This is a genomic window from Adhaeribacter arboris (genome assembly GCF_003023845.1).
Classification (GTDB): domain Bacteria; phylum Bacteroidota; class Bacteroidia; order Cytophagales; family Hymenobacteraceae; genus Adhaeribacter; species Adhaeribacter arboris.
Genome location: NZ_PYFT01000001.1, coordinates 81,842 through 107,522, shown reverse-complemented (window position 1 = coordinate 107,522; position 25,681 = coordinate 81,842). Strand labels below are relative to the sequence as shown.

Sequence of the window (25,681 nt, the reverse complement as noted above, 5' to 3'; positions counted from 1 at the left end):
TTATAACCAGTTAATACGTCTTGTTTATTTCTATTTGGTATTAAATTTTCTTTAATCTTTTTTCTGGCTGGCGCGGAAAAGTTTTTGTTTTTCTTCTTTCGATAAACTCTCGTAACCAGACTTAGAAATTTTATCCAAAATAAGATCAATTTCGGTTTGGGAAGGCTCGCCGCTGCCGGAAGTGGTATAAGTACTGGTCCGGCTTTGGTTCTTGTAGGTTACTTTTAAAGGGGTGCGGGGCTTAAATATATTCCGGAAAAAATTACCTACGGCATGAATGGGTCGCCCTAAATCGGTACCCCGCTGCAGTTGTTTGATAAATAAAAATCCGATAAAAGCGCCGCCTAAGTGAGCTAAGTTACCGCCCGCGTTATCGCCTATAGCCCCGGATATTGACAAGAGCACGAAGAAAGCCGCAATGTATTTAATTTTAACCGGCCCGATAAATAACAGATTAAATTGAAAATTAGGTAATAAGGTGGCTGCCGCTACTGTAACTGCCAAGGTACTTGCCGAAGCACCAATCATGGTAGCGTAGACAGCCCGGGGCTGGTAATACGGAATTAAATTATAGAATAATAAAAAAAACAACCCGCCGGCCAAACCACCTAAAATATACAAACTTACCAATTTCTTATCACCTAAATATTCGCGGATAATCATGCCAAACCAATAAAGATTCAGCATATTAAATATAATATGGAAGAACTCACGGTGCGTAAAAAAATACGTAAATATAGTCCAGGGCCGGGTAAGTAAAACTCCGGGATTAGCCGGCATGGCAATATATTCCAGAATGGTTTCAAATAAAGCATCGGAATGGGTAGAAATGCGCAGAATGACCCGCAACAGCAACAATACCACAAACACAATCACATTAATTAGAATTAATTGATTGAGGGCATTGCGCAGGCGGAAAGCATTCCGGATATCGTCAAAAATACTCGTCATACAAGTTGGTTAGTAAAAGTTAGAGCGGTCGCGTTCCCAGACTTTAAGCAAAATAAACGCAAAAAGCATTCCGCCTAAGTGGGCATAATGCGCTACGTTATCGCCGGGCAAGCGTTGTACGCCCGCATAAAGTTCGTAAGCACCGTAGAATAACACAAAATACTTCGCTTTTATGGGAAACGGAAAAAAGAGCAGGAATAATTCCGTATTGGGGAATAACAAACCGAAAGCCATTAACAAGCCAAATACGGCGCCGGAAGCACCCACCATGGGAATATTGATGATTTTTTCGTAAAAATTCTTTACATCCTGTTTTGCAGCTGCTATAAATTGCGTATTAGTTTGATTGCGTTTAAAGTCTAAAAGCATCTGAGTATCATAATCACCTTTTAAACTCTCTTCTAGAAAAGAGTGATAATTTTCAGGCGTAGGATTAATTAAAAACTCTTGTTCTGCTTGTTGCATTTGCCCAAACTCGTAAGATCGGATGCCGGAATATAATATCCCTGCCCCCACGCCACAAACTAAATAAAAAATTAAAAAACGTTGCGGGCCCCAGCGGTGTTCTAGCATCGGTCCGAAAATAAACAAGCTGAGCATATTGCTAAAAATATGACCCCATGACCGACTATCGTGCATAAACATATACGTAATAAACTGATAAGGTCGGAATAATTCGGAGCGAAAATCGTACAAGGCAAAAGGTGCTGAACTACCAAAATAAGTAAAAGCAATATACGCTACCACATTTATAATTAGTAGGTTTCGCACCATGGGGGTTATACTCATCATACTTATGTAATATCAATTTTTAAGAAAAAAGTTTTGCAGCTGGCCTAATTCCATCATCACTAACGTTTTCTGACCCGCAGGCGTATAGCTCGGGGTTTGGCAGGCAAATAATTTATCTACCAGGGCATTCATTTCCCAATCGGTGAGGCGGCTGGTATAACGCGAGGCCACGCGTTTAGCCATGGCCCGGGCCAGGTTTTCTTTGTTAGATAAGGTTATTTCCTGTTGATTGTTTTTGTACTGTTCGAGCAGTTCTTCGAGCAAGGCTTTTTCATCGCGGGCGGGCACATCCGCCGGAATTCCGTTTAAAACAATGGTATGTTTCCCAAATTCATTAAAAACAAAACCCAGAGCATTAAATTCTTTGGTAAGTTGCTGCAATAAATCGTAATCCGACGGCGAAAGTTGCACCACTTGCGGAAAGAGTAAAGCTTGCGAACTGCCGGTATTTTTCTGCAGCGACGCCGAAAATTGTTCGTACAAAATCCGTTCCTGAGCCGCTTGCTGATCGACGAGCATAATGCCCGACTTTACCTGTACCATAATGTATTTCTGGTGGACCTGCAAAGCCTTTTTACCCGATTGATCGCTGGCGCTTGTTTTACCTAGCCCACTAAGAAAATCGAACTCCGTTAATTTACTTTCATTTATTTCGCGGGGAAAATCCTGCGACACTTGCTGCAGCGGTTCAAACACTTTTTGCCAATCCGGGTGCCCCCCATTTTTGGGTGTAGGCGCCGGAGTTACGGAAGCACCGGGAGAAGTGTTTTTTTGAATAAAACTTTCAAAATTGGCCGCTTTGGCAAAGCTGCTGTCATTGGCCGGGGCAGCTACTGGCCGGATGGCCGAAAAATTTACATCCCCTTCAAAATCCAGCGAAGGCGCAATATTATGCACGCCTAACGATTGCTTTACCGCTGCCCGAACAATCGCGTAAACGGTTTTTTCATCCTCAAATTTAATTTCGGTTTTGGTAGGATGCACGTTAATATCAATACTTTCGGGAGCAATCTCAATGAATAAAACGTAAAACGGATGACTATCTTTCGGGAGTAAACCTTCGTAGGCCGTTAATACGGCGTGGTTCAAATACGAACTGCGAATGTACCGTTCGTTCACGAAAAAGAATTGCTCTCCGCGCGATTTTTTAGCAAATTCTGGTTTCCCGATGTAGCCTTTTACTTTAATAAAAGACGTTACTTCCTCGCAGGTGGCTAATTGCTCCCGGTAATTATTCCCAAATAAATTCACAATCCGCTGGCTTAATTTACCGGCGGGCAGCTGAAAAATTTCGATTTCGTTTTGGTAGAGAGAAAAAGCAATTTCCGGATGCGCTAAAGCCAGGTGCATGAATTCATCCAGAATATGCCGCATTTCCACCGGGTTAGATTTAAGGAAATTCCGGCGCGCGGGTACATTATAGAATAAGTTTTTCACGCACACCGAGGTTCCATCCGGCACGGCTACCGGCTCTTGGCTAATAAGCTCAGACCCTTCGATTACTATTTTTGTTCCTATGTCGCTGGTGCGGGTTTTCGTTTTAAGTTCTACCTGCGCCACCGCCGCAATAGAAGCCAATGCTTCGCCCCGAAACCCCATGGTCCGAATCCGGAATAAATCTTCGGTAGATTTAATCTTAGAAGTGGCATGACGCTCAAAGCACATCCGCGCATCCGTTTCGCTCATTCCCAAACCATTATCAACTACCTGAATTAATTGTTTCCCGGCTTCTTTCACAATTAACTGGATGCTGGCACTCTGGGCATCGACCGCATTTTCGAGCAGTTCTTTCACCACCGAAGCTGGCCGTTGCACCACTTCGCCGGCGGCAATTTGGTTGGCTAAATACTCGGGTAACAAACGGATAATATCGGGCATGCGGCAATATCTTAATTTAAAAACAGGGCAAACTTAAAAAAATAATTTAAAGGAATCAGGCGCCATTCACAACACTTTCGAACTACGCGGCTTCGTTTATTACATGTCTTCTCCAGCAGTAAAGCTGCGCGGAAAAAGAACGATAAAAAGGTTTAGCAAGTTTAAACCAGCTGGTTTTAAATGGCCCTCTATTTATTCAATCGAAAATTTATTAGTAATATTACAAACGATTTGTTTGATTCTGCGTTTTGATTTTTGGTTTTTACCGCGATAGTTGTTTGTTTACAGAATAAAGTTGCCGGCCTGGGGCTAAAAACGAAACCAGTAGGAACCGAAATTGTAAAAGATTGGTTTTTTGGCCAAAAACTGCCGTAAAATGTAGCAATATTTATAGGGCGCGAACTTTAAGCTTTGGTTTAAAATCTAGTCCGGCAAAGTTAGATTTTATTCTGACCTATTCAAATTATATAGTATCAGTACCCATGTGGAAGAATTTTTTATTACTTTTTTTGGTGAGTTCTTTTTTGGGCTTAAGCTTACTTTTATCGTCGTATAGTTCCACGGATCAGCCTGTTGTAAGTAAAACCGAACAAGCCTGGGTAGATAGTGTTTTTTCCTCGCTCACTTTCGATCAGCGACTGGGCCAGTTATTTATGGTAACTGCTCTTTCGAACCGGGGTGCAGAACACGTACAACAGATTGAAAAGTTAATTACTCAGTACAACATTGGCGGTTTAATGTTTTTGTACGGTAGCCCTTACCGCCAGGCCTCTCTTACCAATCAGTACCAATCCCGCGCGAAGGTACCTTTGCTCATTGCCATGGACGCCGAATGGGGTTTAAACATGCGCCTGGACAGCAGCATGCACTTTGCCAAACAAATGACCTTAGGCGCTATGGCCGATGAACATTACGTATACCTAATGGCTCAGGAAATTGCTTTAAACCTGCATCGGCTGGGCGTACAAGTGAGTTTCTCCCCGGTACTGGATGTAAACAGCAATCCTAAAAACCCGGTTATTGGTAACCGTTCTTTTGGTGAATCGAAAGAACAGGTAAGCCGCCGCGGCATTGCTTACATTAAAGGTTTACAAGATAATGGCATTATTGCCGTAGCGAAACATTTTCCCGGTCACGGCGATACCGATACGGATTCCCACCGGGCATTACCCGTTATTAATTCTGATTTAAAGCGCCTAACGGAAGTAGATTTGTATCCGTTTATGCAATCGTTTCAAGCGGGGGTAAAAGGCGTAATGGTGGGGCACCTGTACATGCCGCAATTCGATTCTACCGAAGTAAAAGCTACTACCCTGTCTTATAAACTGGTAACCGGCTTACTAAAGCAAAAAATGAACTACCAGGGCCTGGTATTTACCGATGCTTTGAACATGAAAAGTGTTACCCGGGCGTACAAACCAGGTCAATTGGATGCCTTGGCCTTACTAGCTGGTAACGATGTGTTGCTGTTTTCCGAAGATGTGCCAACGGCCGTTACCGAAATTAAAAATGCCATTAGCCGCGGGGAAATTACTACCGAGGATATTGATGCCCGGGTTCGGAAAATACTGCACGCCAAGTACTGGGCGGGCCTAAGCCAATACCGCCCCGTAAACTTGCACCACCTGAAAGAAGAACTCAATCGCCCCCGCAGCCGGGCCGTGCAGCACAAACTTTACGAACAATCGGTAACCATAACCGCTAACCACGGTAATTTATTACCTTTCCGGGAAGTAGATACTACCCGGTACGCCCACGTAAGCATTGGCATCCGGCCCGATAATCCTTTTACCGAAACCCTGCAACGTTACGCTCCTTTTACTACTTTTAACGTGCGGGAACGCTACGTACCCGATTCCGTTTTTATTAATCTGCGAAAAAAATTAAGCGGCTTTGATGTAGTAGTAGTCAGTTTGCATAGTTTAAACAGTACTTCGGTTAGTAATTACGGTATCGGCGAATATTCGCGCACTTTTATTCAAAAATTGCAAAAAGAAAATCCGCGGCAAAAAGTAGTAGTATGTGTATTAGGCAATGCCTACAGTTTAAAATATTTCGAAGGCAGTAAATGGCTCGTATGCAGCTACGAAGATAACCCAATTTCGCAGAGTGTAACGCCTCAGGTATTGTTTGGCTCCTTACCCGCCCAGGGTAAATTACCTGTTACCGCTTCCGAAGCTTTTCCGGCGGGATTTGGTCTGGAAACCGCCAGCTTAAATCGCCTTCGCTACGATGTTCCGGAAAGCGTAGGCCTGGACTCAAACGTTTTAAGTGAGATTGATGATTTAGCCACCGAAGCTATTAATACCAAAGCTACTCCTGGCTGTCAGGTGCTGGTAGCCCGTGATGGCGCTATTGTCTTTAACAAATCTTACGGCAAGTATACTTATGAGAGCAACCAGCCTGTTACCAACAATACTCTTTACGATATAGCCTCCATTACCAAAGTAACCAGCACCCTGCAAGCTATTATGTACCTGAAGGATCAGGGTAAATTAGACCTGAACCAAAAACTAGCTTATTATCTACCCGAAGTAAAAGGCACGAACAAGCAAAATCTGGTAATTAAAGACATCTTGCTGCACCAGGCAGGTTTGCAACCGGGCATTCCGAACTGGCAAAAAACGCTGGCTTCGCTGCAATTGAGCCCTACGTATTACGCGAGTGCCCAAACCACTATTTACCCAAACGAAGTGGTACCGGGCGTTTACTCCGTGAAAACCATGGAAGATTCGCTTTGGTCCTGGACGGTACACTCGCGCCTGCTACTCAAGAAAAGAGGCGTAGCGCGTTACGAAATGAAATACAGTGACCTTAGCTTTTATATTTTAAAGCGGGTAGCCGAACGCTTGCTGCAACAACCGCTTGCCGAATTTACCGATCAATATTTTTACAAACGGCTAGGCTTGCGCACGCTAACTTATAATCCCTTAAATAAATTTACTAAAGACCAAATTGCTCCTACCGAGTACGATAATTATTTCCGCCGGACTTTGGTTTGGGGAACCGTACACGACCAGACGGCAGCCATGCTGGGCGGGGTAGCCGGCCACGCAGGCTTGTTTAGTAATGCCACCGACTTGGCTATTTTAATGGAGATGAACCGCTTAAACGGTAATTACGGTGGCGTTCAATTTTTTAAATCTCCGGTGGTAACTGAATTCGCCCAACAACAAGACCCTACGAACCGCCGCGGTTTAGGCTGGGACAAACCTAATCCTAATGGTTTCGGGCCTACTTCCCTTAAAGCTTCCATAAATTCGTTTGGGCATACCGGTTTTACCGGCACTTGCGCCTGGGTAGACCCGGATCAAAAACTAGTGTATATCTTTTTATCGAATCGCGTGTATCCGAATGCCGCTAACCAAAAATTACTCACCGAAAACTTCCGGACCCGCATCCACGATGTAATTTATAAGGCTATTTTAGTAAAATCTTAGTAGCTATCACTAACAAAACCTGCCAATTCTTAATTTTAGCTTAATTGGTTAAATAAAACCAGAATTGCGTATCTACATTCCGCAAAATTCAGTAGACAAAAGTAGATGTTTCAAGCAGTCTTTTGTATTTGAAAGAATATCTTATTCGGAAAATAAGTACCGTCTTACAACTTAAATGTTAATTTCTGTTAACGACTAAATGCCCGTTCTGCTATTATTCTTGCTACATGGTTTTTAATTAATATAGCAGAGCAGTTTGTAAGATAATACATTATCAAACGGACTAATTTTAACTTTCTATTTACCCAATATGAATTATCTGGTCTTAAAGTTCTCGATAACTTAATTTCTGAAGCCGAACAATTGTTTCATTTGATGGTTGTTGTACGTACATTGCGTAAAACTCATTTTTTATTACCATGAATATCGGAGTTGTTTGTTATCCTACTTTTGGCGGCAGCGGTGTAGTAGCCACCGAACTAGGTAACGCTTTGGCTGTAAGAGGCCACAAAGTGCATTTTATAACTTATAGTCAGCCGGTGCGGCTTGATTTTTTTAGTGCCAACGTTTTTTACCACGAAGTAAATATTCCGTCGTATCCTTTATTTCAGCACGCACCTTACGAGTTGGCCTTGGCCAGTAAGATGGTAGATATTGTGCAGTTTGAAAAGTTGGATATTCTGCATGTCCATTATGCCATTCCGCACGCTTCCGCTGCTTACATGGCAAAACAAATCTTAAAAACCAAAGGGATTAATATTCCCTTTGTTACCACATTGCACGGCACCGATATTACCTTGGTCGGAAAAGACTCATCGTACGAACCGGTAGTAACTTTCAGCATCAATCAGTCGGATGGCGTTACCGCCGTTTCGAACGACCTGCGCCGGGAAACCTACGAGCATTTCGCCATCGAAAAGGAAATTGTGGTTATCCCTAATTTTATCAATTTACAACGGTTCCGGAAACAGCACAAAGAACATTTCCGGGCCGCTATTGCTCCTTTCGGCGAAAAGTTGCTGGTGCATACGTCTAACTTCCGGAGCGTGAAAAGGGTACAGGACGTGTTAAAGATATTTGATAAAGTACGGCGCAAAATTCCGAGTAAATTATTATTGGTGGGCGATGGCCCCGACCGGCAGAAAATGGAAAAATTATGCCGTCAGCTTAAAATTTGTGGCGACGTGCGCTTTTTGGGCAAGTTAGATGCTGTGGAAGAAGTACTTTCGGTGTGCGATTTATTTTTGATGCCCTCGGAAAAAGAAAGCTTTGGCCTAGCCGCTCTGGAAGCGATGGCTTGCGAAGTGCCGGTAATCTCGTCTAACGCCGGCGGTATTCCGGAGCTGAACGTAGACGGGGTAACCGGATTTGTGAGCAAAGTGGGCGATGTGGAGGATATGGTAAAAAATGCTTTGTATATTCTGGATGACGCCCAGTTACCGCAATTCCGGGTAAATGCTTTGGCCCGCGCCCGCGAATTTGAAGTGGATAAGATTGTGCCCCGCTACGAAGAAGTATACCAAAATGTAATTGACGCTCAGTTACAAGAGGTGAGTGCCTCGGTTTAAGAGTTTAGCTTATATTAGAAAAGCCTCGCCATTATAAATGCGGGGCTTTTTTATTTCCAAATCAGGCTAAGGAAATGCTGGCAAGACGATTAAACTTGTAAGTTTAAAATAGGCTGCCGGAATGAAAGGAGAATTTCAAAAATAGAAGATGATTAGCGGGGCGGCAATGATTTGTTAAGCTTTAATCGCTTGGCTATTATGGTGAACGCAAAAAACACCCACCCGCTTCGCCCTTGGTACGAAATAGAAAAAATGCTGACCTAGGAAACTGAGCCGGATAAAGCAGATATTCGAATGGGTTACCAGTACCTCACCAAGGATCTTTACTCTTTTATCTGGACGATTAAAGCCCAGTATTATCAACTCTTTCAACGATTCCGCGATTCCGGCAAGTTTACCAACCTGCAAATAATTACGCAAGGCTACGATTATGCTTTACCCACTTACAAAACCCGCTGGAAAAAATGGTATGCCCTACAACCCATACTTAACCAGATGATTAATTCCGGCAAATGGCTCATAAGGCCGCTCATGATTAAAGGAATTACCGATGAAGAGATTAGCCGGAAAATACTGAAAGCTATTATTTTTGAAGTAAATTTTCTATTCGCTGATTTAGCCCAAACCTTCGCTAACGTGTACCATATTGATTGTCGGGGCACGGCCATGACTTTCGATGATTGGTTTGATGAGCTGCACCTGCACTCCGAAAAATTTAAGCAAATTGCCGAAGCATACAAAAAATGCATCGAAAAACCACCCGGCAACAAAGTTATAAAAGTAGCACTCACATTACTTTTAACCTCATTCCTCTGAGCCAGCTGACTACTTATTCTTTATCTAAGCCCTGATCTGAACTCAAAAATAAACTTAGGGTTGCATTGCGTTGCTGATTAAGTATTTAACAAAAAGCTGTTTTCCAACCTATTTTTTTCAAAATATTCAAAAAACTAACCTGCATTGCTACAAAATAATCTTCTTTTCTAATTTTTAGAATAAAACTAGGAATCACTTCGATAAACAGTAAAAAATTTTCAACTTTGGTTTTCCTTTTTTAAGTTTTTATTGCCATGATTAAAGACAAATTTTTCATAATAGATTTTGATAGTACGTTTACTCAGGTAGAAGCTCTGGATGAGTTAGGAGAAATTTCGCTGAAAGACGATGAGAATAAAGATCAGATTCTGGCCGAAATCAAGAACCTGACCAATAGCGCCATGGACGGTAAAAGCTCATTTACCGAAGGATTAACCCAGCGTTTGATATTATTGAAAGCCAACAAAAAGCACTTAACCCCGCTAATTGCCACGCTAAAAACCAAAGTATCGGATTCTATCCGTCGCAATAAAGACTTTTTTACCGCCTTTGCCGATCAGATTTTAATTGTTTCGAGCGGATTCAAAGAATTTATTACTCCTATTGTTACCGAGTACGGCATTAAAGAAGAAAATATTTATGCCAATACCTTCCGGTTTGATGAAAACGGCAACATTATAGGATTTGACCAGGAGAATGTACTGTGCCGCGACAAAGGCAAAATTAAATTATTGGAAAATCTGGCTTTACAAGGCGATGTGTACGTGCTAGGCGATGGCTACACGGATTACGAAATCAAAGAAGCTGGCTTAGCGAATAAATTCTACGCTTTCACCGAAAACGTAGTCCGCGATGCGGTTGTTGCCAAAGCCGAACACATTGCGCCCAGCTTCGATGAGTTTTTGTACCAGAATAAACTACCCATGGCTATTTCTTATCCTAAAAACCGGATAAGCGTGTTGCTCCTGGAAAATATCCACCCGGAAGCGGTACGTTTGTTTAAGCAGGAAGGATACCAGGTGGAAATCATGAGCACGGCTCTGAACGAAGAGGAACTAAGTGAAAAGGTAAAAAATGTATCCATCTTAGGCATCCGGTCGAAAACTCAGGTTACCCAAAAAGTAATTCAAAGTGCGAATAAACTAATGGCGGTTGGGGCATTCTGCATCGGCACGAATCAAATTGACCTGAAAGCTTGTGCCAAAGCCGGAATTGCGGCCTTTAATGCGCCCTACAGCAACACCCGCAGCGTGGTAGAATTAGCTATCGGCGAGATTATCATGCTTTCCCGAAACATACCCAATAAGAGCGAAAAAATGCACCAGGGCAAATGGGATAAATCGGCGCATAATAGTTTTGAGGTGCGGGGTAAAAAATTAGGTATTGTAGGTTACGGCAACATTGGCTCTCAGTTGTCGGTTCTCGCCGAAGCGATGGGCATGGAAGTGTATTACTACGATATGGTAGAAAAGCTACAACTTGGAAATGCCAAAAAATGCACCTCTTTAAAGCAACTGCTGAGTATCGCCGATATCATAACCTTGCACGTAGATGGTCGAGCCAGCAACAAAGACTTATTTGGTTCTGCCGAGTTTGAAGCCATGAAAGACGGAGTTATTTTCTTGAATTTGAGCCGGGGCCATTTGGTAGATATTCCGAGTTTAGTTAAAAATATTAAATCCGGTAAAATTATAGGCGCCGCGGTAGACGTATTTCCGTACGAGCCGGCGAACAATGCCGAAGAATTTGTGAACGAGTTGCGCGGTTTACCTAATGTTATTTTAACCCCGCACATTGGCGGCAGTACTTCCGAAGCCCAGGCCAATATTGCCAACTTCGTTCCGAACCGCATAATGGAGTACATAAACTCGGGTAATACCTACCAAAGCGTTAATTTCCCGAATATTCAGTTACCAGAGCTGAAGAATGCGCATCGTTTAATTCACGTCCACGACAATGTTCCGGGAGTACTAGCCCATATTAATAATGTGCTGGCCAACCACCATGTGAATATTTTGGGTCAGTATTTAAAAACGAACGAAAACATTGGCTACGTCATCACCGATATTGATAAGGCCTACGACAAAAACCTGATCGGCGACCTACGCAATATCCAAAACACCATTAAATTCCGGGTGCTTTATTAGGTTGCAGGTTACAAGCTACAGGTTGCAAGTTGTTTTTCTAAACCTGTAACTTGTATCTTTTATATTTATTAAAATTTTCAACCTGCAACTTGCAACCTGTAACTTGTAACTAAATGAACAACAAAATATACTTTACGCCGGGGCCTTCGGAATTGTACCCCACTGTTCCCGCCCATTTGGCTACTGCTATGGCGAACAAAATTGGCTCTATTTCGCACCGGAGTCAGCAGTTTAAAGATATTTATGCGCATGCGGTAAATGGTTTGCTGCAGTTGTTACAATTGCCCGCAAACTGGGATATTTTGTTTGTTGCCTCAGCCAATGAAGTTTGGGAACGAGCCATTCAGAATAATGTGGAACGCGAAAGCTTTCATCTGGTAAATGGGTCTTTCTCGAAGCGGTTTTACGAAATTTCTCAGGAACTTGGTAGAAAAGCTACCAAGTGGGAAATACCTTTTGGGCAAGGCTTTACTCTTGCTGAAGTAGAAGTTCCTGAAAAAACGGAGTTGGTAGCCTTAGTACAAAATGAAACCAGTTCCGGTGCCAGTATGCCAGCAGCGGATATAAATCAATTCCGGGAAAAAGTAGATTCCGAAGCCTTAATTTATGTAGATGCGGTTTCTTCGGCGCCTTATCCGGAGTTTGATTTTAATCAGATTGACTCTACCTATTTTTCAGTGCAGAAAGGCTTTGGCTTGCCCGCCGGTTTAGGTATTTGGCTGGTAAACGATCGTTGCGTAGCGAAAGCGGAAAAATTAAAATCTAAAGGAAATTCGATTGGTTCGTATCATAGCATTCCGGCTTTGCTGAGTAAAGCGCGGGCCTACCAAAACCCGGAAACCCCGAATGTGCTGGCAATTTATCTGCTGGGTAAAGTAGTGGAAGAAATGAATCATCACGGAGTAGCTACTATCCGGCAGGAAACGGAAGCTAAAGCCAAAGTTATTTACGGTTACTTAGCAGAAAGCCAGAACTTTGATATTGCCGTAGCGGAACCAGCGCACCGGTCGCAAACTACGGTAATTGCCAACACTAAGGTTTCATCAGCGGAAGTAATCAAAAAATTGGCACCTTTTGATATGGTAATTGGCAGCGGCTACGGAAATTATAAAGATACTCAAATCCGGATTGCTAACTTCCCAGCGCATTCCCTGGCTCAGATTCAGGCATTAGTGTATAAATTACGGGAGCTATTCGGGTAAAAAATTACAACTTTTATCCTCAACAATAAAACCCGCCAGCTTTAAAGCTGGCGGGTTGGTTTTTATGCACGATCTAAACTAAGTAAAGTGACAAAATTAACTCAATATACTTGATGTCGGGATTGCTGTAATAAAGCATTAAACTTCAATTCCTCAATTCCAAAAAAGTCTAACATCTAATATCTTGATACTTGGGTCTATTTACTTAAAATACCTGATTTATTTCCTGCTTAATAAAGCTTAAAGTCGCAGTAGTAGGATCATAATTATCGGCTATAACAGATTCCAGAATGCGTTTCGCTAAATCGGTACCTTTGGCATTTTCGGGTAGTTCGTGGAAAGCTTTGTTCACCATGGTTACGACGTCTTCTTTGGCTTGTTTTACGTGCTGCCAAGCAACTTCGCTCATGTACACTTGTTGCGACACATTATGGCTAAATTCGTTCCGGATTTCGGCCAGAAGCGTGTATTGAAACTCTACTGCATTTTGGCCAGCCGGACTTACCCGAATCAATAAATTGCTGGGCGCAATCCGTTCTAACAATAAACAAATCCGTTCGTAAGCTTGCAAACGAATAGGTAAAACTATTTCGGTGTTTTTCATTCTTAATTCTAAAACCCGGCGTTGGGTTTCTTTGTCGAGGTAAGATTTAATTACCAGGTACATGCCTACTAGAACCAAAGCAGCGGGCAATAAAATTTTTAATAAATCAAAAAGGTATTCATGCATAGTTTTATTGGTAAATAGTTCGGCGGCCGAATTACCCTTTATACCGGAATCATTTCGGTAACTGGCCTGTTATTCTTTTATATTTGTTGGGCAAAACAATTATACTGAATATTAGTTATTTTTGTGAAAAATTTATTTCTCTACTAATATGGCGACTACCACACTAAATAAAATAGCTCCTATCTCAATTACACCCCGGGCTTTAAACGAGGTAAAACTAATTATGCAGAATAAAAACGTACCAACCGAATATGGGTTACGGGTAGGCGTGCAAGGCGGCGGTTGTTCCGGCATGTCTTATTTGCTGGGTTTCGATAAAAAGAAAGATAGCGATGAAGCTTACGAAATAGATGGGGTAATGGTGTTGATGGATAAAAAACACGGCATGTACGTGATGGGGATGGAAATTGATTTTCAGGACGGACTAAATGCCCGGGGTTTTACTTTTAACAATCCCCAAGCCCAGAGTACCTGCGGCTGCGGCAGTTCTTTTTCTTCTTAACATTGTCGTTTTTTGCGGCTAACCCAGACACCGCAAAGTGTACTTGCCTAAACCACGCATGAAATAGATCAGGTAGTTTTAACGAATTTTAAATATGCGTTAAAGAAGAACATTCCAATTCAATATAGTATTCAAACAAAGAGCCATGGTGATAAAATTACCTTGGCTCTTTGTTTATGGTTTATGTGTAATACCCAATAACATTAGTTACCTTCCATCAGGTTGATTTAAAAAATTGCGCCAACCCGCCGGGTTTCATATCCTACGTTATGGCCGCTATTTAAAGCAATTGGATATAAATTGTATTAATGAATCCGCGTTATCCGTGAAAATCTGCGATTCAGATTTAATAAAACAGCCACTTCGATAATTCCCGGTAAGTAGGTTTTTTACCGTATAATAAAATTCCCACCCGGTAAATGCGGCTGGCTATCCAGGTAGTAAAAATAAAGCCCAGCACCAAGAATAACATAGATAATAAAATTTGCCAGGTGGGTACGCCAAAAGGTAACCGGAGCATCATGGCAATGGGCGAGGTAAACGGAATCATGGACATCCAGAAAGCTACCGGGCCATCCGGGTTTTTGATAATAACCGTTTGCGCCACAATAAAAGATAAAACCAGCGGGATAGTTATGGGCAGCATGAATTGCTGGGTATCGGTTTCGTTATCTACCGCCGAACCTACTGCCCCAAATAAGGCTCCGTACAGTAAATAGCCACCTAAAAAGTAAAAGATAAAGCAACTCAACAATAAGGGCAAATTCAGATTATCTAAGGCACTTACTACGTTGTGCATTTCTTTTGCCTTACCAGGATCTTTGCTTGCTTTTAAAGTTTCGGTAATACGGGCATCGGAAAACCGGTCGATTTCAAACCGGGAGGAGACCACTGTTGTAACCACCGAAGATAAAATTATCCAAAGCAGAAACTGGGTAAGGCCTACCGCTGCAATACCAATAATTTTACCGGCCATTAGTTGAAAAGGCTTCACCGACGAAATGATTACTTCCACAATGCGGTTGGTTTTCTCTTCTATTACTCCCCGCATAATCTGCACGCCGTAAATAAAAATAAACATATAAATTAAAAAGGCGCCTACGTAACCGGCCGCCGTAGTAACCATAGCATTATTATTTTGCTCGCCGCTATCCGTAAGGTTAGTAGTATTAATGCTAACATTGGTTTTCATTTTATCCAGCACCTCCCGATCGATCCCGGATTGCTTGAACTTAATCGTTTCGATTTCTTTTTTCAGAATATTCTCCAGTTGCAATTGCTTGGTAATACCCAAATTAGTTTTAGAATATAGCCGGATGCCTTCCGGTTTACTTAAATCTAACTTAGGGATATAAAGCAGGGCCGTATATTCAGTTTGCAGGAAAGCCGCTTTTTGCGTTTCTAAGGATCCGCTTACCGGTATATACTTAGTCTCGCCGTTATCTTTAAAGGCATTTACAAAAAGGCCACTTTCGTCGAGCACTTCAATGGTATCCGTAGCATCCGAAACACTAGCCAACCAAATAGGCACTACCATAATAGAAGCCAGCAGCAAGGGTCCTAGCAAGGTCATGATAATAAAACTTTTTTTGCGTACCCGTACCAGGTATTCGCGCTGAATTATAAGCCAGATTTTATGCATCCTGATATTCTTTTACCTGTTTGATAAATATGTCGTTAATACTAGGTATTTGCTCCCGCAGAGCGTGTACTTCTACGCGCTCAATTAAATACCGCAGCAAATCATTTGGCGATACTCCATGCAGCAATTGTATGACTGCCCGAAAATAATTGCCATTTTGTTGTTGTTCCACTACCTTAAAGTCCGGAGATAAAATCAATAAACGACCTGTACCTTCTACCAGGTAAGAGCTGGTTTTATAGGTATTTTTGATTTCCCGTACCGGCCCATTTAAAATCATGCGCGACCGGTTAATTAAAGCAATATTATCACAAAGCTCTTCTACCGATTCCATGCGGTGGGTAGAGAAAATAATAGTAGAACCCGCCTCGCGAAGCGCCAGAATTTCATCTTTGATAATAGTAGCATTAATCGGGTCAAACCCAGAAAATGGTTCGTCGAGAATGATCAGTTCTGGCTGATGCATGACAGTAGCAATGAATTGCACTTTTTGCTGCATCCCTTTCGATAAATCTTCAATAGTTTTATCTAGCCAGGAACGGATCTCCAGTTTGTCTACCCATTTTTTTATTTTATCGCTTGCTTCAGCTTTGGATAAGCCTTTTAGTTGGGCTAGGTAAAGCAATTGCTCCCCTACTTTCATTTTCTTGTACAAACCCCGTTCCTCCGGTAAATACCCCATCGATCGGATATGATTGGGGTGGAGTGGTTCTTCCTTAAAAAAAACCTGACCGGTATCAGCCCCTGTAATTTGGGTAATAATTCGGATAAGAGAAGTTTTACCGGCTCCGTTTGGGCCCAATAAGCCAAAAATACATCCGGTGGGTATTTCGAAGGTTATGTCTTGCAGGGCCAGGTGGGTGGCATATTTTTTACTTACTCCTACAATTCTGAGTATGCTCAAGGCGATAGCTTTTATTTTCAAATTTAGTCTTTCGGCTTGGATACACAAGCTGTATTCTAAATTGATAAGCTAAATTCTTTGGAGACAATGTCAAGGTTCAATTTCCTTTACAAACCTAAACATTACCGAACTTAAAAAATAAAAATGCCTCTCCTTTATCAGAAGAGGCATTGAATTATAATCTAGGAAATCTGCTTAATCCTATTAATCCGCGAATTTCCGTCATTCTATTGAAAATATTCTTTCATTTTCTCGAAGAAGCCTTTTTCATTTTTTCCTGGGTTGGGTACAAAATTATCGGAGTTGCGTAGCTTCTCCAGAATCTGGCGTTCGTCGTTGGATACGTGCTTCGGTGTCCAGACGTTGATATGAATCAGTTGGTCGCCTTTACCGTAGCCGTTAATATCTTTAATGCCTTTACCGCGTAAGCGTAAAATTTTTCCACCTTGGGTACCAGGATCAATTTTAATTTTAACTTTACCTTCAATTGTCGGAACCTCAATATTAGCACCCAGAACGGCATCCACAAAACTGATATACTGCTCAAATACAATGTTGTTGCCTTCGCGCTTCAGCAGTGGGTGAACTTCTTCTTCAATTTGAATGAGCAAATCGCCGGCAATACCACCTCGTTGGGGTACATTACCTTTGCCACTCATCGAAAGTTGCATGCCATCACCTACCCCAGCCGGAACGTTAATAGCAATTACTTCTTCTCTTAATTCCCGGCCTTCTCCCTGGCAAACATCACAGTTTTGGCTTACTTTTTTACCTTCCCCATCGCAAACCGGGCAAGTAGACGTGGAAACCATTTGGCCTAACATGGTATTTACTACTTTTTTTACCTGGCCGGTTCCCTGGCAACCGCTACAGGTTTGCAGCGCTGTACCATTTTTAGCACCGTTACCCCCGCAAGTATTACAAGCTACGTACCGTTTTACTTTTATTTTTTTCTCCACCCCATTGGCAATTTCTTCCAGGTCGAGCTTTAATTTAATGCGTAAGTTAGTGCCTTTCCGTACCCGGCGGCCACCGCTCGAGCGGCCACCGCCAAATATATCGCCAAACGGACTACCACCGCCAAATATATCGCCGAACTGGGAGAAAATGTCTTCCATGTTCATGTGGCCATAACCGCCGCCATTTACCCCCTGGTGGCCAAATTGGTCGTAACGGCCCCGTTTTTCCTGATCGCTCAGAACTTCGTACGCTTCGGCGGCTTCCTTAAATTTGTCTTCGGCGGTTGGGTCATCCGGATTTTTGTCCGGGTGGAATTTAATGGCAATTTTCCGGTATGCTTTTTTAATTTCGTCAGCACTGGCGCTTTTGCTCACCCCCAATACCTCGTAATAATCTCTCTTAGCCATGGCCTATGCTCCTATTATAACTTTCGCGAAGCGAATTACTTTATCGTTCAGGTAATATCCTTTTTCAACCTGGTCTATAACTTTACCTTTTTGCGTTTCATCCGGAGCCGGTATCTGGGTAATGGCTTCGTGCAGCTCGGCGTCAAATGATTGCCCCACAGCTTCCATTGGTTTCAGACCTTTCTGCTGCATGATAGACTGAAGTTTATTATAAATTAAATCCACGCCGGCTTTTACCGCTTCTACTTCCTGGGCAGTTTCCATCGATTGACGGGCCCGCTCAAAATCATCCAGCACGGGCAGCAAAGCCACTACCATTTCCTGGTTAGCTGTTTTCAATAAATCCAGACGCTCCTTAGAAGTACGACGTTTGTAGTTGTCGAATTCTGAATATAAGCGTAAATATTTATCTTTCAATTCGTTTATTTCTGCTTCCGATTTAGTAGCCTGACCATTACCCGATGGTTGCTCGTTTTCCGCAGGAGTATCGGACTGCTCGGAGCCAGTATCTTCGGGTAAACTTGCCTCGGTTACATTTTCAAAATCTTCGGCTTCGTGTTTTGTATTATTCTCCGCTGACATAGCTTATTTATTCTTCCAATTGGTTTGTATGGTGCGTATCAATTTATTTGCCAAAGCCTTAAAGTGACAATCTGACACATTTTAGGCCTTGGTTTCTCTTCTGGTAAATGAAAATTTATTATTTTTAATTCCGTGGGCTTAAAAAATTTACGAGTTGGTTAAAGCCTGCCAAACCATATCTTTTAAAACCGGAATGTTTTTTTGCGTAATGCTGGAAATAAACACGGCCGGCACCTGCGGCGGCAAAGTAGCCCGAATTTCATTTTCCAGTTCTTCGTCGAGTAAGTCTGATTTGGTAACCGCCAATAAGCGCTTTTTCTCGAGTAACTCCGGATTATAGGTACCGAGTTCGTTTAAAAGAATAGTGTATTCATTGGCAATATTAGCGCTTTCGGCAGATATCATAAACAACAAAATGGAATTACGCTCAATATGGCGGAGAAAACGTAAACCTAAGCCTTTCCCTTCCGATGCACCTTCAATAATACCGGGAATATCCGCCATTACAAACGACTTATAATCGCGGTAAGCCACCACACCTAAATTAGGTACAAGGGTAGTGAAAGGATAATTGGCAATTTTAGGTTTAGCCGCCGACACTACCGACAACAGCGTCGATTTTCCCGCATTCGGGAAGCCCACCAAGCCTACATCAGCTAATAATTTTAACTCCAGAATTACCCATTCTTCCAGGCCGGGTTCGCCGGGTTGCGCGTAGCGGGGAGTTTGGTTCGTGGGTGATTTAAAGTGCGCGTTGCCTAACCCACCCCGGCCACCAGGCGTTAAAATCACCGTTTGGCCGTCTTCGGTTATTTCCGTTTTTACTTCGCCGGTTTCTGCATCGCGGGCAATGGTACCAATGGGTACTTCCAAGATGACATCTTCCCCGTTGGCGCCGGTAGAAGTATCTTTACCGCCGCCTTCACCGTGCTTGGCGATAACGTGTTTTTGATATTGTAAGTGCAGCAAGGTCCAGAGTTGGGCATTGCCCCTCAAAATAATATGCCCTCCCCGACCACCATCGCCTCCATCTGGTCCTCCTTTAGCGTTCTTTTTATCCCGGAATAAATGCGCCGACCCGGCCCCACCGTGACCGGAACGGCAGCAAATTTTTACGTAATCAATAAAGTTAGATGTTGCCACTTATTAGTATTTAGTCCACGATCCATGGCCGATAGTCCACGGGAGGTGTTAATTATAAATTTATAATAATACGTATTTCATTAAATTGGATACGAATGACTGCTGAGCGCTCCAACTACTTTAGTTAAGAGTTTAGATTGATATTTGGCGATAAAAAGCAGTTAAATTAGTTGTCCTTCCAAGAATCTTTAAGACTCGCGGAAGGACAACTAATCAGCTACGTAGCTAAAATTTTTCGCCGTGGTCTGTGGATTATCGACCATGAACTATCCACTGTTTACGCTTTCGGCTGGACCGCGTATGAATTTATAATCTCGCAAATTTCAGTGAAGATCTCTTCAATTTCCCCTATGCCATTAATGGCGTTGTACTTACCTTGGTTGGCATAATAGCCCGCAACCGGAGCTGTTTTAGTGTTATATTCCTGAACGCGTTTCCGAACTAATTCTTCGTTTTGATCGTCGGGACGGCCAGAGGTTTGTCCCCGAAGTAAAAGGCGCTTGGTTAGTTCTTCTTCGTTTACTTCTAAGGCAATCATACCACTAATGGCTGTATTGTTTTGTTCCAGTAAAGTATCTAGGCTTTTGGCTTGGGGTACGGTGCGCGGAAACCCATCGAATATAAAACCAGCCGCACTTTTATTTTCCTTCAGTTTTGAATCAATCATACCAATTACCACTTCGTCGGGCACCAATAAACCCTTATCCATAAGTTCTTTGGCTCTTAATCCGAGTTCGGTACCAGCCGCAATTTCTGAACGCAGCAAATCACCGGTAGAAAGGTGAATTAATCTATAGGTATCAATTAATTTCTGACTTTGCGTTCCTTTTCCCGCGCCCGGAGGGCCAAATAAAACAATATTTAACATGCCGTTTTTACGTTATTAAATTCAAAAGTACAAATAAAATTGAATCGTAGATTAAACAGATTAACGAACTATACAGATTTACTTAAATTTTATCTTGATACTATCCTTTTGCGGAATGCTTTTTATAATAATTTAGGTATATCGCTTATAATTTTTAAATTATGGTAATGGCTGAAGTACTTCTTTTCTATAGAATGAAGTAAGAATTAAATACCAAGCGTTTGTCGAAATGAAAGATTAGAAATGATGAAGTAGAAGTGAGGACTAATTACTCTTTCTATTTACTTCATATAAAGGCGGAACTAAGCTTCCTTCTATCCTGTGTGAGATGCCTCATTCATCGGCGCCGGAAGCTTAGAAGACCATCCACGGCCAAACGAGTGTCTGTTGCGAGTAGCTACTTGGTTCTAACAAATAGAGGTAATGGAATCAATGAATACTTATGGCTAATTTCTACCAGAATTAAAATTTATCATTAGCAAAGTTTTACTAATTCTCCTGGATTGATTTTCTTTTAAATAGATAGACTGGATTAATAACAGCTTAGCTTTTCAGTTTGTAAATATGCCGAAGATTCCGGCCTAAACCGTTATAATCAAGGCCGTAACCTACTACAAAATCATTGGGAATAGAGAGTGCGGCGTACTTTATTTCCAGGGGGTGTTGCAGGCAAGCTGGTTTTAAAAGCATACAAGCTATTTCGACGGAGGTGGTGGCCAGCGTTTGTAACTTTTTCAGCAATACACTTACGGTATGACCCGTGTCCACGATATCTTCTAAAATAATTACGTGCCGGTTTGTAACGTCTTCATTTAAGCCCACCAATTCTTTTACGTTGCCGGTACTTTGCGTATTTTGGTAAGAAGCCAGCTTGATAAAAGAGATCTCGCAAGGAACAGTAATTTCTTTTAATAAATCGCCAGCAAACATAAAAGAACCATTTAAAACAGCTAAGAAAAGTGGCGTTTTACCGGCATACTCCTGATTAATCCGGAAAGCTAAGCTTAAAATGGCTTGCCTAATTTCTTCTTCCTGTAAATAAACAGCAAATTCTTTATCGTGCAGTTTAACCGTAGAGGAGCTCATAGTTGGTCGCTAATTTAGGAGTGATACATTTCCGGCTAAAAATGTAAAGTATTCGGCTGGCTAGATCTTCTGCAAATCATTTTCTAAAGCCATTAAACTTTTATTATAACCCGATATTAAAATTACGGCAATATCTCATTTCCATAAATCGGTACGAGATTTATAAACGGAGCGTTCCCATTATGTTTTTATCGATTAAAGAGAGTTCCTAAAATCGAAAAAATTGCAGAAATCGTTTTACAAAAAGGAAGCCCTTAAAGGACTTTAAGGGCTTCCAATAAATTAAAAATATGAAACAATTATCGTCCGGCAATAAACAACACTTTTGATGGAGGCATATTTCCGGAAGTTACGGCATTAAGTTTTTGTTCGTGCAATTTTTCCTTATCTAAAGTCGGTACTGCGGTTGGTTCGGCATCGGGCGCCGCAATATGCGGGGCAATAACCAACGAAACAATCGACATAAGTTTGATAAGAATATTCATGGACGGGCCGGAAGTATCTTTAAACGGATCACCCACGGTATCGCCGGTTACTGAAGCTTTGTGGGCATCCGAACCTTTATATTCCATCTTACCGTTAATCATTACGCCTTTTTCGAACGATTTTTTCGCATTATCCCAGGCACCACCGGCATTTGATTGAAACATGGCCATTAAAACTCCTGACACGGTAACACCGGCCAGCAAGCCGCCTAATACTTCCGGACCAAAGGTAAAACCAATAATTATGGGCACAATTAAAGCAATAGCACCCGGCAACATCATTTCCCGGATTGCGGCCTTCGTAGAAATAGCCACGCATTTGTCGTACTCCGGTTTACCGGTACCTTCCATAATACCCGGTATTTCGCGGAACTGGCGGCGTACTTCTTCTACCATGGCCATAGCTGCCCGGCCTACCGCCGAAATAGCCAACGCTGAGAAAATAAACGGAATCATGCCACCCACAAACAAACCGGCCAATACCCGCGCGTTCGAAATATCAATTACGGTAATATTAGCCGTACCCATAAAAGCCGCAAATAAGGCCAGCGAGGTAAGCGCTGCGGAGGCAATGGCAAAGCCTTTACCAGTAGCAGCCGTAGTATTACCAACCGCATCCAAGATATCGGTTTTTTCCCGCACTTCTTTAGGTAACTCACTCATTTCGGCAATACCACCGGCGTTATCGGCAATAGGTCCGAAAGCGTCAATGGCCAGCTGCATGGCAGTGGTAGCCATCATACCGGCAGCGGCAATAGCTACGCCGTATAAACCGGCTGCTTCGTAGGATAAAATAATACCGCCGGCTAATACCAGAATTGGTAATACTGTGGATTCCATACCTACCGCTAAACCACCAATAACGGTAGTAGCGTGCCCCGTGCTGCTCTGCCGCACAATACTCATTACCGGGCGTTTGCCCATGGCGGTATAATATTCGGTTATAATACTCATTAAAGTTCCTACCACAAGGCCTACTAAAACCGCATAAAATACATCTATTCGGTTAAATTCAAATCCGCGCAGGTTTAAAGCGGTATCGGGCAGAATAAAGTTAATCACAAAATAAGAGGCAATAGCCGTTAAAATCACCGACGACCAGTTGCCTAAATTTAAAGCCCGCTGCACATCGCCACCTTCGCTTACTTTTACAAAAAATGTCCCGATTATCGAAAAAATAATTCCTAAACCGGCAATGACCATGGGCAACAGAATCGGCGAGATACCACCAAAGTTATCGGTTACCGTAATTTCGCGGCCCAGCACCATGGTAGCTAGAATAGTAGCTACATAAGAACCAAATAAATCGGCGCCCATTCCGGCTACGTCCCCTACGTTGTCACCCACGTTATCGGCAATGGTAGCCGGATTCCGGGGATCATCTTCCGGAATACCGGCTTCTACTTTACCTACTAAATCAGCCCCTACGTCGGCGGCTTTGGTGTAAATTCCCCCTCCTACCCGGGCGAATAAAGCAATACTTTCGGCACCCAGCGAAAACCCGGTTAATACTTCCAGGGCACGTTCCATTTCTTCGGCGTTGTAGGTATCTCCCACAAACATGGCTTTAAAAATAATAAACAAGGTACCTAAACCCAACACGGCTAAACCAGCTACGCCCATTCCCATTACCGCTCCGCCGCCAAAGGAAACATCCAAGGCTTTAGATAAACTGGTACGGGCTGCCTGCGCGGTGCGCACATTGGCTTTGGTGGCAATTCGCATCCCGATAAAACCGGCCAAAGCCGAGAAAAAAGCGCCAATAATAAAAGCAACTACAATTACCGGCGAAGACTTCTCGCCTACTGTACCCAGGTATCCTAAAAAAATACTCGCAATAACAACAAAATAACCTAATACCTTGTACTCGGCCTGCAAGAAAGCCATAGCTCCTTCGGCAATGTATTTAGCAATGGTCGTCATCTTGGCATCACCCGCATCCTGGCGACTGACCCAAGCCGATTTTACAAAAGTATACAATAAGGCAATTACTCCGAAAGCCGGAATTAAGTAAACAATGTTCTCCATGTAAACGGGTTTAAGGTGTTAAGAATGCTTTTTATACAATATGCGTATCTGGTAAATTAAATCTATTAATTCCAGATCTGCAAGCCACAAGATTAAATAATAATGAATTGCGGATTAAACGGATTTCACAGATTATAGCTCCCGCATGAGCACTTCGTACAAAGCTACCATACTTTGGATATCGGCTTTATGTACGATTTCGTCGGGAGAATGCACATTATCTTCGGGTGCTCCCACAAAACACCAATCCCAGGGAATAGCGCTTTGCTGCAATTCTTTGGCATCGCTCCCCCCAACTCCTTCTACCTCCAGTTGAAACGGAATATTTGTTTGTTGCGCCAAATCAATTAGTTTATTGACGAAGCTGCGCCGGGGAATTAATGAATCACGCAAGGAAATAACCACGCCTTTGCCGGGATGCACCCCTTCGGTTACCCAGGTAATATCGGAAATAAGCGCCTGTTTTACGCCGTATTTTTCGTGTAAATACTTGGCCAGGTAGGCTACCGAGCCGCCCCGGTGTTCTTCCCAGCACGAAAATACAATAGCTCCGTTTTCCAAGGTTTTCGCCACTTGCAAAGCACTCCAAACGCCCAATCGGTTATCCAGATAGCAGGATTGCACGGTAGTTTCTGTTTCCCGGAAATTGCAGGCAAAAACTAATTCCGTTCCCCGATCAATATCCCGCTCGAACTCGTAACTCAATCCATTATATTCATCGGATACCTGCAAAGTACAGGCAATGGGTCCCTGGCGGTCTTCCCCAACCAGCCGGTACCCGGTTTCAGTATCTGGTCCCCCGACTTTAATTAATTCCCGGCCATAGCGCACCGTAAAACCAATCGAATCAATATGGGCAAAAATAGCAGTGCGAGGCTGTCCAAAAACCAGAATAATACAATCCTGAAAACCTTCACCGGCTAATACCTGCGGCATAACCCGCCAACTCGCTTTATTGGAATCAATATAATCGAGTAAAAATTGAGTAAGTTTTCCTTCGTTACCCGAAGGAGCATGAATCCGGCAAAGTTGTTTTAATAATTCCATAGCAACTATATGCAATAGTAGAGTCTATACGTTTTAAGATTAAGAAGTAACTATTCCGATGTAAAAATTGCGTACCATATAAATTAAGAAAGTATCTTTATTCCATCGGAAGCAAATATTTAAAAATAACACCATATTATCTATTCACGACTAGTACACTCCGCCACCTTCGCTACTTATATAGCAATGGCCACTTAACTGTTCTTTACATAAGCTAAACCGATAGTAAAGTTGATGTATTAAATCTTTTTTACTGCTATAAATCAAAGCGAATTATTCCCGTACATACAAACTGCCTGTAAAAGCTAGTAATAGTATAATCATTTTGTTAAAAAAGCTGCATTTAACAAAGGGCGCGTAAAATAAAGAATTTCCTAATTGCAAATAGCACGTAGAAAGCAGTAACTTGACCGATTAAATCAATTTTTTGCAATTAAACCGGGTTATTTTTTACTTTTGGCGGGTTGGATTTAATTTAGGCGAAGGTCGTTTACTACCGGAAA

At 42.4% G+C, this 25,681-nt stretch carries 19 protein-coding genes; 6 read left to right on the top strand and 13 right to left on the bottom strand.

What is annotated here, in order from left to right; all coding sequences use genetic code 11:
* Positions 1–51 precede the first annotated feature (51 nt).
* Genes AHMF7605_RS00410 through mutL form a run of 3 tightly spaced genes read right to left on the bottom strand, consistent with a single transcriptional unit; the run spans position 52 to position 3,621 of the window.
* Positions 52–951, bottom strand: coding sequence for a rhomboid family protein (locus AHMF7605_RS00410; RefSeq protein WP_106925370.1), 900 nt, complete (start codon positions 949–951; stop codon positions 52–54).
* A gap of 9 nt (positions 952–960) precedes the next feature.
* On the bottom strand, positions 961–1,743 hold the full coding sequence (locus AHMF7605_RS00405) for a rhomboid family intramembrane serine protease (protein ID WP_106925368.1): 783 nt from the start codon (positions 1,741–1,743) through the stop codon (positions 961–963).
* Positions 1,744–1,755: 12 nt separating this feature from the next.
* Entirely contained in the window at positions 1,756–3,621 is a 1,866-nt protein-coding gene (gene mutL / locus AHMF7605_RS00400; protein WP_106925366.1) for a DNA mismatch repair endonuclease MutL, read from the bottom strand.
* Between the two features lie 482 nt (positions 3,622–4,103).
* On the opposite strand from mutL, the gene AHMF7605_RS00395 reads away from it, so the two are divergent.
* From AHMF7605_RS00395 to AHMF7605_RS00375, 5 genes are all read left to right on the top strand, one after another.
* Entirely contained in the window at positions 4,104–7,061 is a 2,958-nt protein-coding gene (locus tag AHMF7605_RS00395; protein WP_106925364.1) for a glycoside hydrolase family 3 N-terminal domain-containing protein, read from the top strand.
* 419 nt (positions 7,062–7,480) lie between these two features.
* Entirely contained in the window at positions 7,481–8,629 is a 1,149-nt protein-coding gene (bshA, locus tag AHMF7605_RS00390; RefSeq protein WP_106925362.1) for an N-acetyl-alpha-D-glucosaminyl L-malate synthase BshA, read from the top strand.
* Positions 8,630–8,923: 294 nt separating this feature from the next.
* Positions 8,924–9,445 carry a hypothetical protein gene (locus tag AHMF7605_RS00385; protein ID WP_106925360.1) on the top strand — a complete coding sequence of 174 codons (522 nt, stop codon included), beginning with the start codon at positions 8,924–8,926 and terminating at the stop codon, positions 9,443–9,445.
* Between the two features lie 254 nt (positions 9,446–9,699).
* Entirely contained in the window at positions 9,700–11,592 is a 1,893-nt protein-coding gene (gene serA / locus AHMF7605_RS00380) for a phosphoglycerate dehydrogenase (protein ID WP_106925358.1), read from the top strand.
* 113 nt (positions 11,593–11,705) lie between these two features.
* Complete coding sequence (locus AHMF7605_RS00375) at positions 11,706–12,794, top strand: aminotransferase class V-fold PLP-dependent enzyme (protein ID WP_106925356.1); 1,089 nt, start codon at positions 11,706–11,708, stop codon at positions 12,792–12,794.
* Between the two features lie 205 nt (positions 12,795–12,999).
* On the opposite strand, the gene AHMF7605_RS00370 is transcribed toward AHMF7605_RS00375, so the two are convergent.
* Positions 13,000–13,524, bottom strand: a complete 525-nt coding sequence (locus tag AHMF7605_RS00370) for a DUF7935 family protein (protein ID WP_106925354.1) — start codon at positions 13,522–13,524, stop codon at positions 13,000–13,002.
* A 148-nt stretch (positions 13,525–13,672) separates the two neighbouring features.
* Between AHMF7605_RS00370 and AHMF7605_RS00365 the strand changes: the two genes are divergently transcribed.
* Complete coding sequence (locus AHMF7605_RS00365; RefSeq protein ID WP_106925352.1) at positions 13,673–14,026, top strand: HesB/IscA family protein; 354 nt, start codon at positions 13,673–13,675, stop codon at positions 14,024–14,026.
* Between the two features lie 346 nt (positions 14,027–14,372).
* Here the strand turns inward: AHMF7605_RS00365 and AHMF7605_RS00360 are convergent, their stop codons facing one another.
* The 9 genes from AHMF7605_RS00360 to AHMF7605_RS00320 all read right to left on the bottom strand — a co-directional run bounded on the left by AHMF7605_RS00360 (position 14,373) and on the right by AHMF7605_RS00320 (position 25,178).
* On the bottom strand, positions 14,373–15,668 hold the full coding sequence (locus AHMF7605_RS00360) for an ABC transporter permease (RefSeq protein WP_106925350.1): 1,296 nt from the start codon (positions 15,666–15,668) through the stop codon (positions 14,373–14,375).
* The gene (locus AHMF7605_RS00355; protein ID WP_106933297.1) at positions 15,661–16,572 is read right to left on the bottom strand and encodes an ABC transporter ATP-binding protein; all 912 of its coding nucleotides are present in this window, start codon (positions 16,570–16,572) and stop codon (positions 15,661–15,663) included. The genes AHMF7605_RS00360 and AHMF7605_RS00355 overlap by 8 nt, the downstream gene beginning before the upstream one ends.
* A 227-nt stretch (positions 16,573–16,799) precedes the next feature.
* Complete coding sequence (dnaJ, locus tag AHMF7605_RS00350; protein ID WP_106925348.1) at positions 16,800–17,939, bottom strand: molecular chaperone DnaJ; 1,140 nt, start codon at positions 17,937–17,939, stop codon at positions 16,800–16,802.
* A gap of 3 nt (positions 17,940–17,942) precedes the next feature.
* Positions 17,943–18,521, bottom strand: coding sequence for a nucleotide exchange factor GrpE (locus tag AHMF7605_RS00345; protein WP_106925346.1), 579 nt, complete (start codon positions 18,519–18,521; stop codon positions 17,943–17,945).
* A gap of 147 nt (positions 18,522–18,668) precedes the next feature.
* Positions 18,669–19,664: a GTPase ObgE gene (obgE, locus tag AHMF7605_RS00340; RefSeq protein ID WP_106925345.1), complete on the bottom strand. Its 996-nt coding sequence runs from the start codon at positions 19,662–19,664 to the stop codon at positions 18,669–18,671.
* Between the two features lie 277 nt (positions 19,665–19,941).
* Positions 19,942–20,532 carry an adenylate kinase gene (locus AHMF7605_RS00335; RefSeq protein ID WP_106925343.1) on the bottom strand — a complete coding sequence of 197 codons (591 nt, stop codon included), beginning with the start codon at positions 20,530–20,532 and terminating at the stop codon, positions 19,942–19,944.
* Between the two features lie 543 nt (positions 20,533–21,075).
* Positions 21,076–21,618 carry a hypoxanthine phosphoribosyltransferase gene (hpt, locus tag AHMF7605_RS00330; RefSeq protein WP_106925341.1) on the bottom strand — a complete coding sequence of 181 codons (543 nt, stop codon included), beginning with the start codon at positions 21,616–21,618 and terminating at the stop codon, positions 21,076–21,078.
* Between the two features lie 299 nt (positions 21,619–21,917).
* Positions 21,918–24,131 carry a sodium-translocating pyrophosphatase gene (locus AHMF7605_RS00325; protein WP_106925339.1) on the bottom strand — a complete coding sequence of 738 codons (2,214 nt, stop codon included), beginning with the start codon at positions 24,129–24,131 and terminating at the stop codon, positions 21,918–21,920.
* A 132-nt stretch (positions 24,132–24,263) separates the two neighbouring features.
* On the bottom strand, positions 24,264–25,178 hold the full coding sequence (locus AHMF7605_RS00320; RefSeq protein ID WP_106925337.1) for a M20/M25/M40 family metallo-hydrolase: 915 nt from the start codon (positions 25,176–25,178) through the stop codon (positions 24,264–24,266).
* Between the last annotated feature and the right edge of the window lie 503 nt (positions 25,179–25,681).

Coding starts and splice junctions, on each gene's coding strand:
- AHMF7605_RS00410 (WP_106925370.1), bottom strand. CDS start 951: ATGACGAGTATTTTTGACGATATCCGGAATGCTTTCCGCCTGCGCAAT.
- hpt (WP_106925341.1), bottom strand. CDS start 21,618: ATGAGCTCCTCTACGGTTAAACTGCACGATAAAGAATTTGCTGTTTAT.
- mutL (WP_106925366.1), bottom strand. CDS start 3,621: ATGCCCGATATTATCCGTTTGTTACCCGAGTATTTAGCCAACCAAATT.
- bshA (WP_106925362.1), top strand. CDS start 7,481: ATGAATATCGGAGTTGTTTGTTATCCTACTTTTGGCGGCAGCGGTGTA.
- AHMF7605_RS00320 (WP_106925337.1), bottom strand. CDS start 25,178: ATGGAATTATTAAAACAACTTTGCCGGATTCATGCTCCTTCGGGTAAC.
- AHMF7605_RS00375 (WP_106925356.1), top strand. CDS start 11,706: ATGAACAACAAAATATACTTTACGCCGGGGCCTTCGGAATTGTACCCC.
- AHMF7605_RS00395 (WP_106925364.1), top strand. CDS start 4,104: ATGTGGAAGAATTTTTTATTACTTTTTTTGGTGAGTTCTTTTTTGGGC.
- AHMF7605_RS00370 (WP_106925354.1), bottom strand. CDS start 13,524: ATGCATGAATACCTTTTTGATTTATTAAAAATTTTATTGCCCGCTGCT.
- AHMF7605_RS00325 (WP_106925339.1), bottom strand. CDS start 24,131: ATGGAGAACATTGTTTACTTAATTCCGGCTTTCGGAGTAATTGCCTTA.
- AHMF7605_RS00335 (WP_106925343.1), bottom strand. CDS start 20,532: ATGTTAAATATTGTTTTATTTGGCCCTCCGGGCGCGGGAAAAGGAACG.
- AHMF7605_RS00385 (WP_106925360.1), top strand. CDS start 8,924: ATGGGTTACCAGTACCTCACCAAGGATCTTTACTCTTTTATCTGGACG.
- serA (WP_106925358.1), top strand. CDS start 9,700: ATGATTAAAGACAAATTTTTCATAATAGATTTTGATAGTACGTTTACT.
- AHMF7605_RS00405 (WP_106925368.1), bottom strand. CDS start 1,743: ATGATGAGTATAACCCCCATGGTGCGAAACCTACTAATTATAAATGTG.
- AHMF7605_RS00365 (WP_106925352.1), top strand. CDS start 13,673: ATGGCGACTACCACACTAAATAAAATAGCTCCTATCTCAATTACACCC.
- AHMF7605_RS00360 (WP_106925350.1), bottom strand. CDS start 15,668: ATGCATAAAATCTGGCTTATAATTCAGCGCGAATACCTGGTACGGGTA.
- AHMF7605_RS00345 (WP_106925346.1), bottom strand. CDS start 18,521: ATGTCAGCGGAGAATAATACAAAACACGAAGCCGAAGATTTTGAAAAT.
- dnaJ (WP_106925348.1), bottom strand. CDS start 17,939: ATGGCTAAGAGAGATTATTACGAGGTATTGGGGGTGAGCAAAAGCGCC.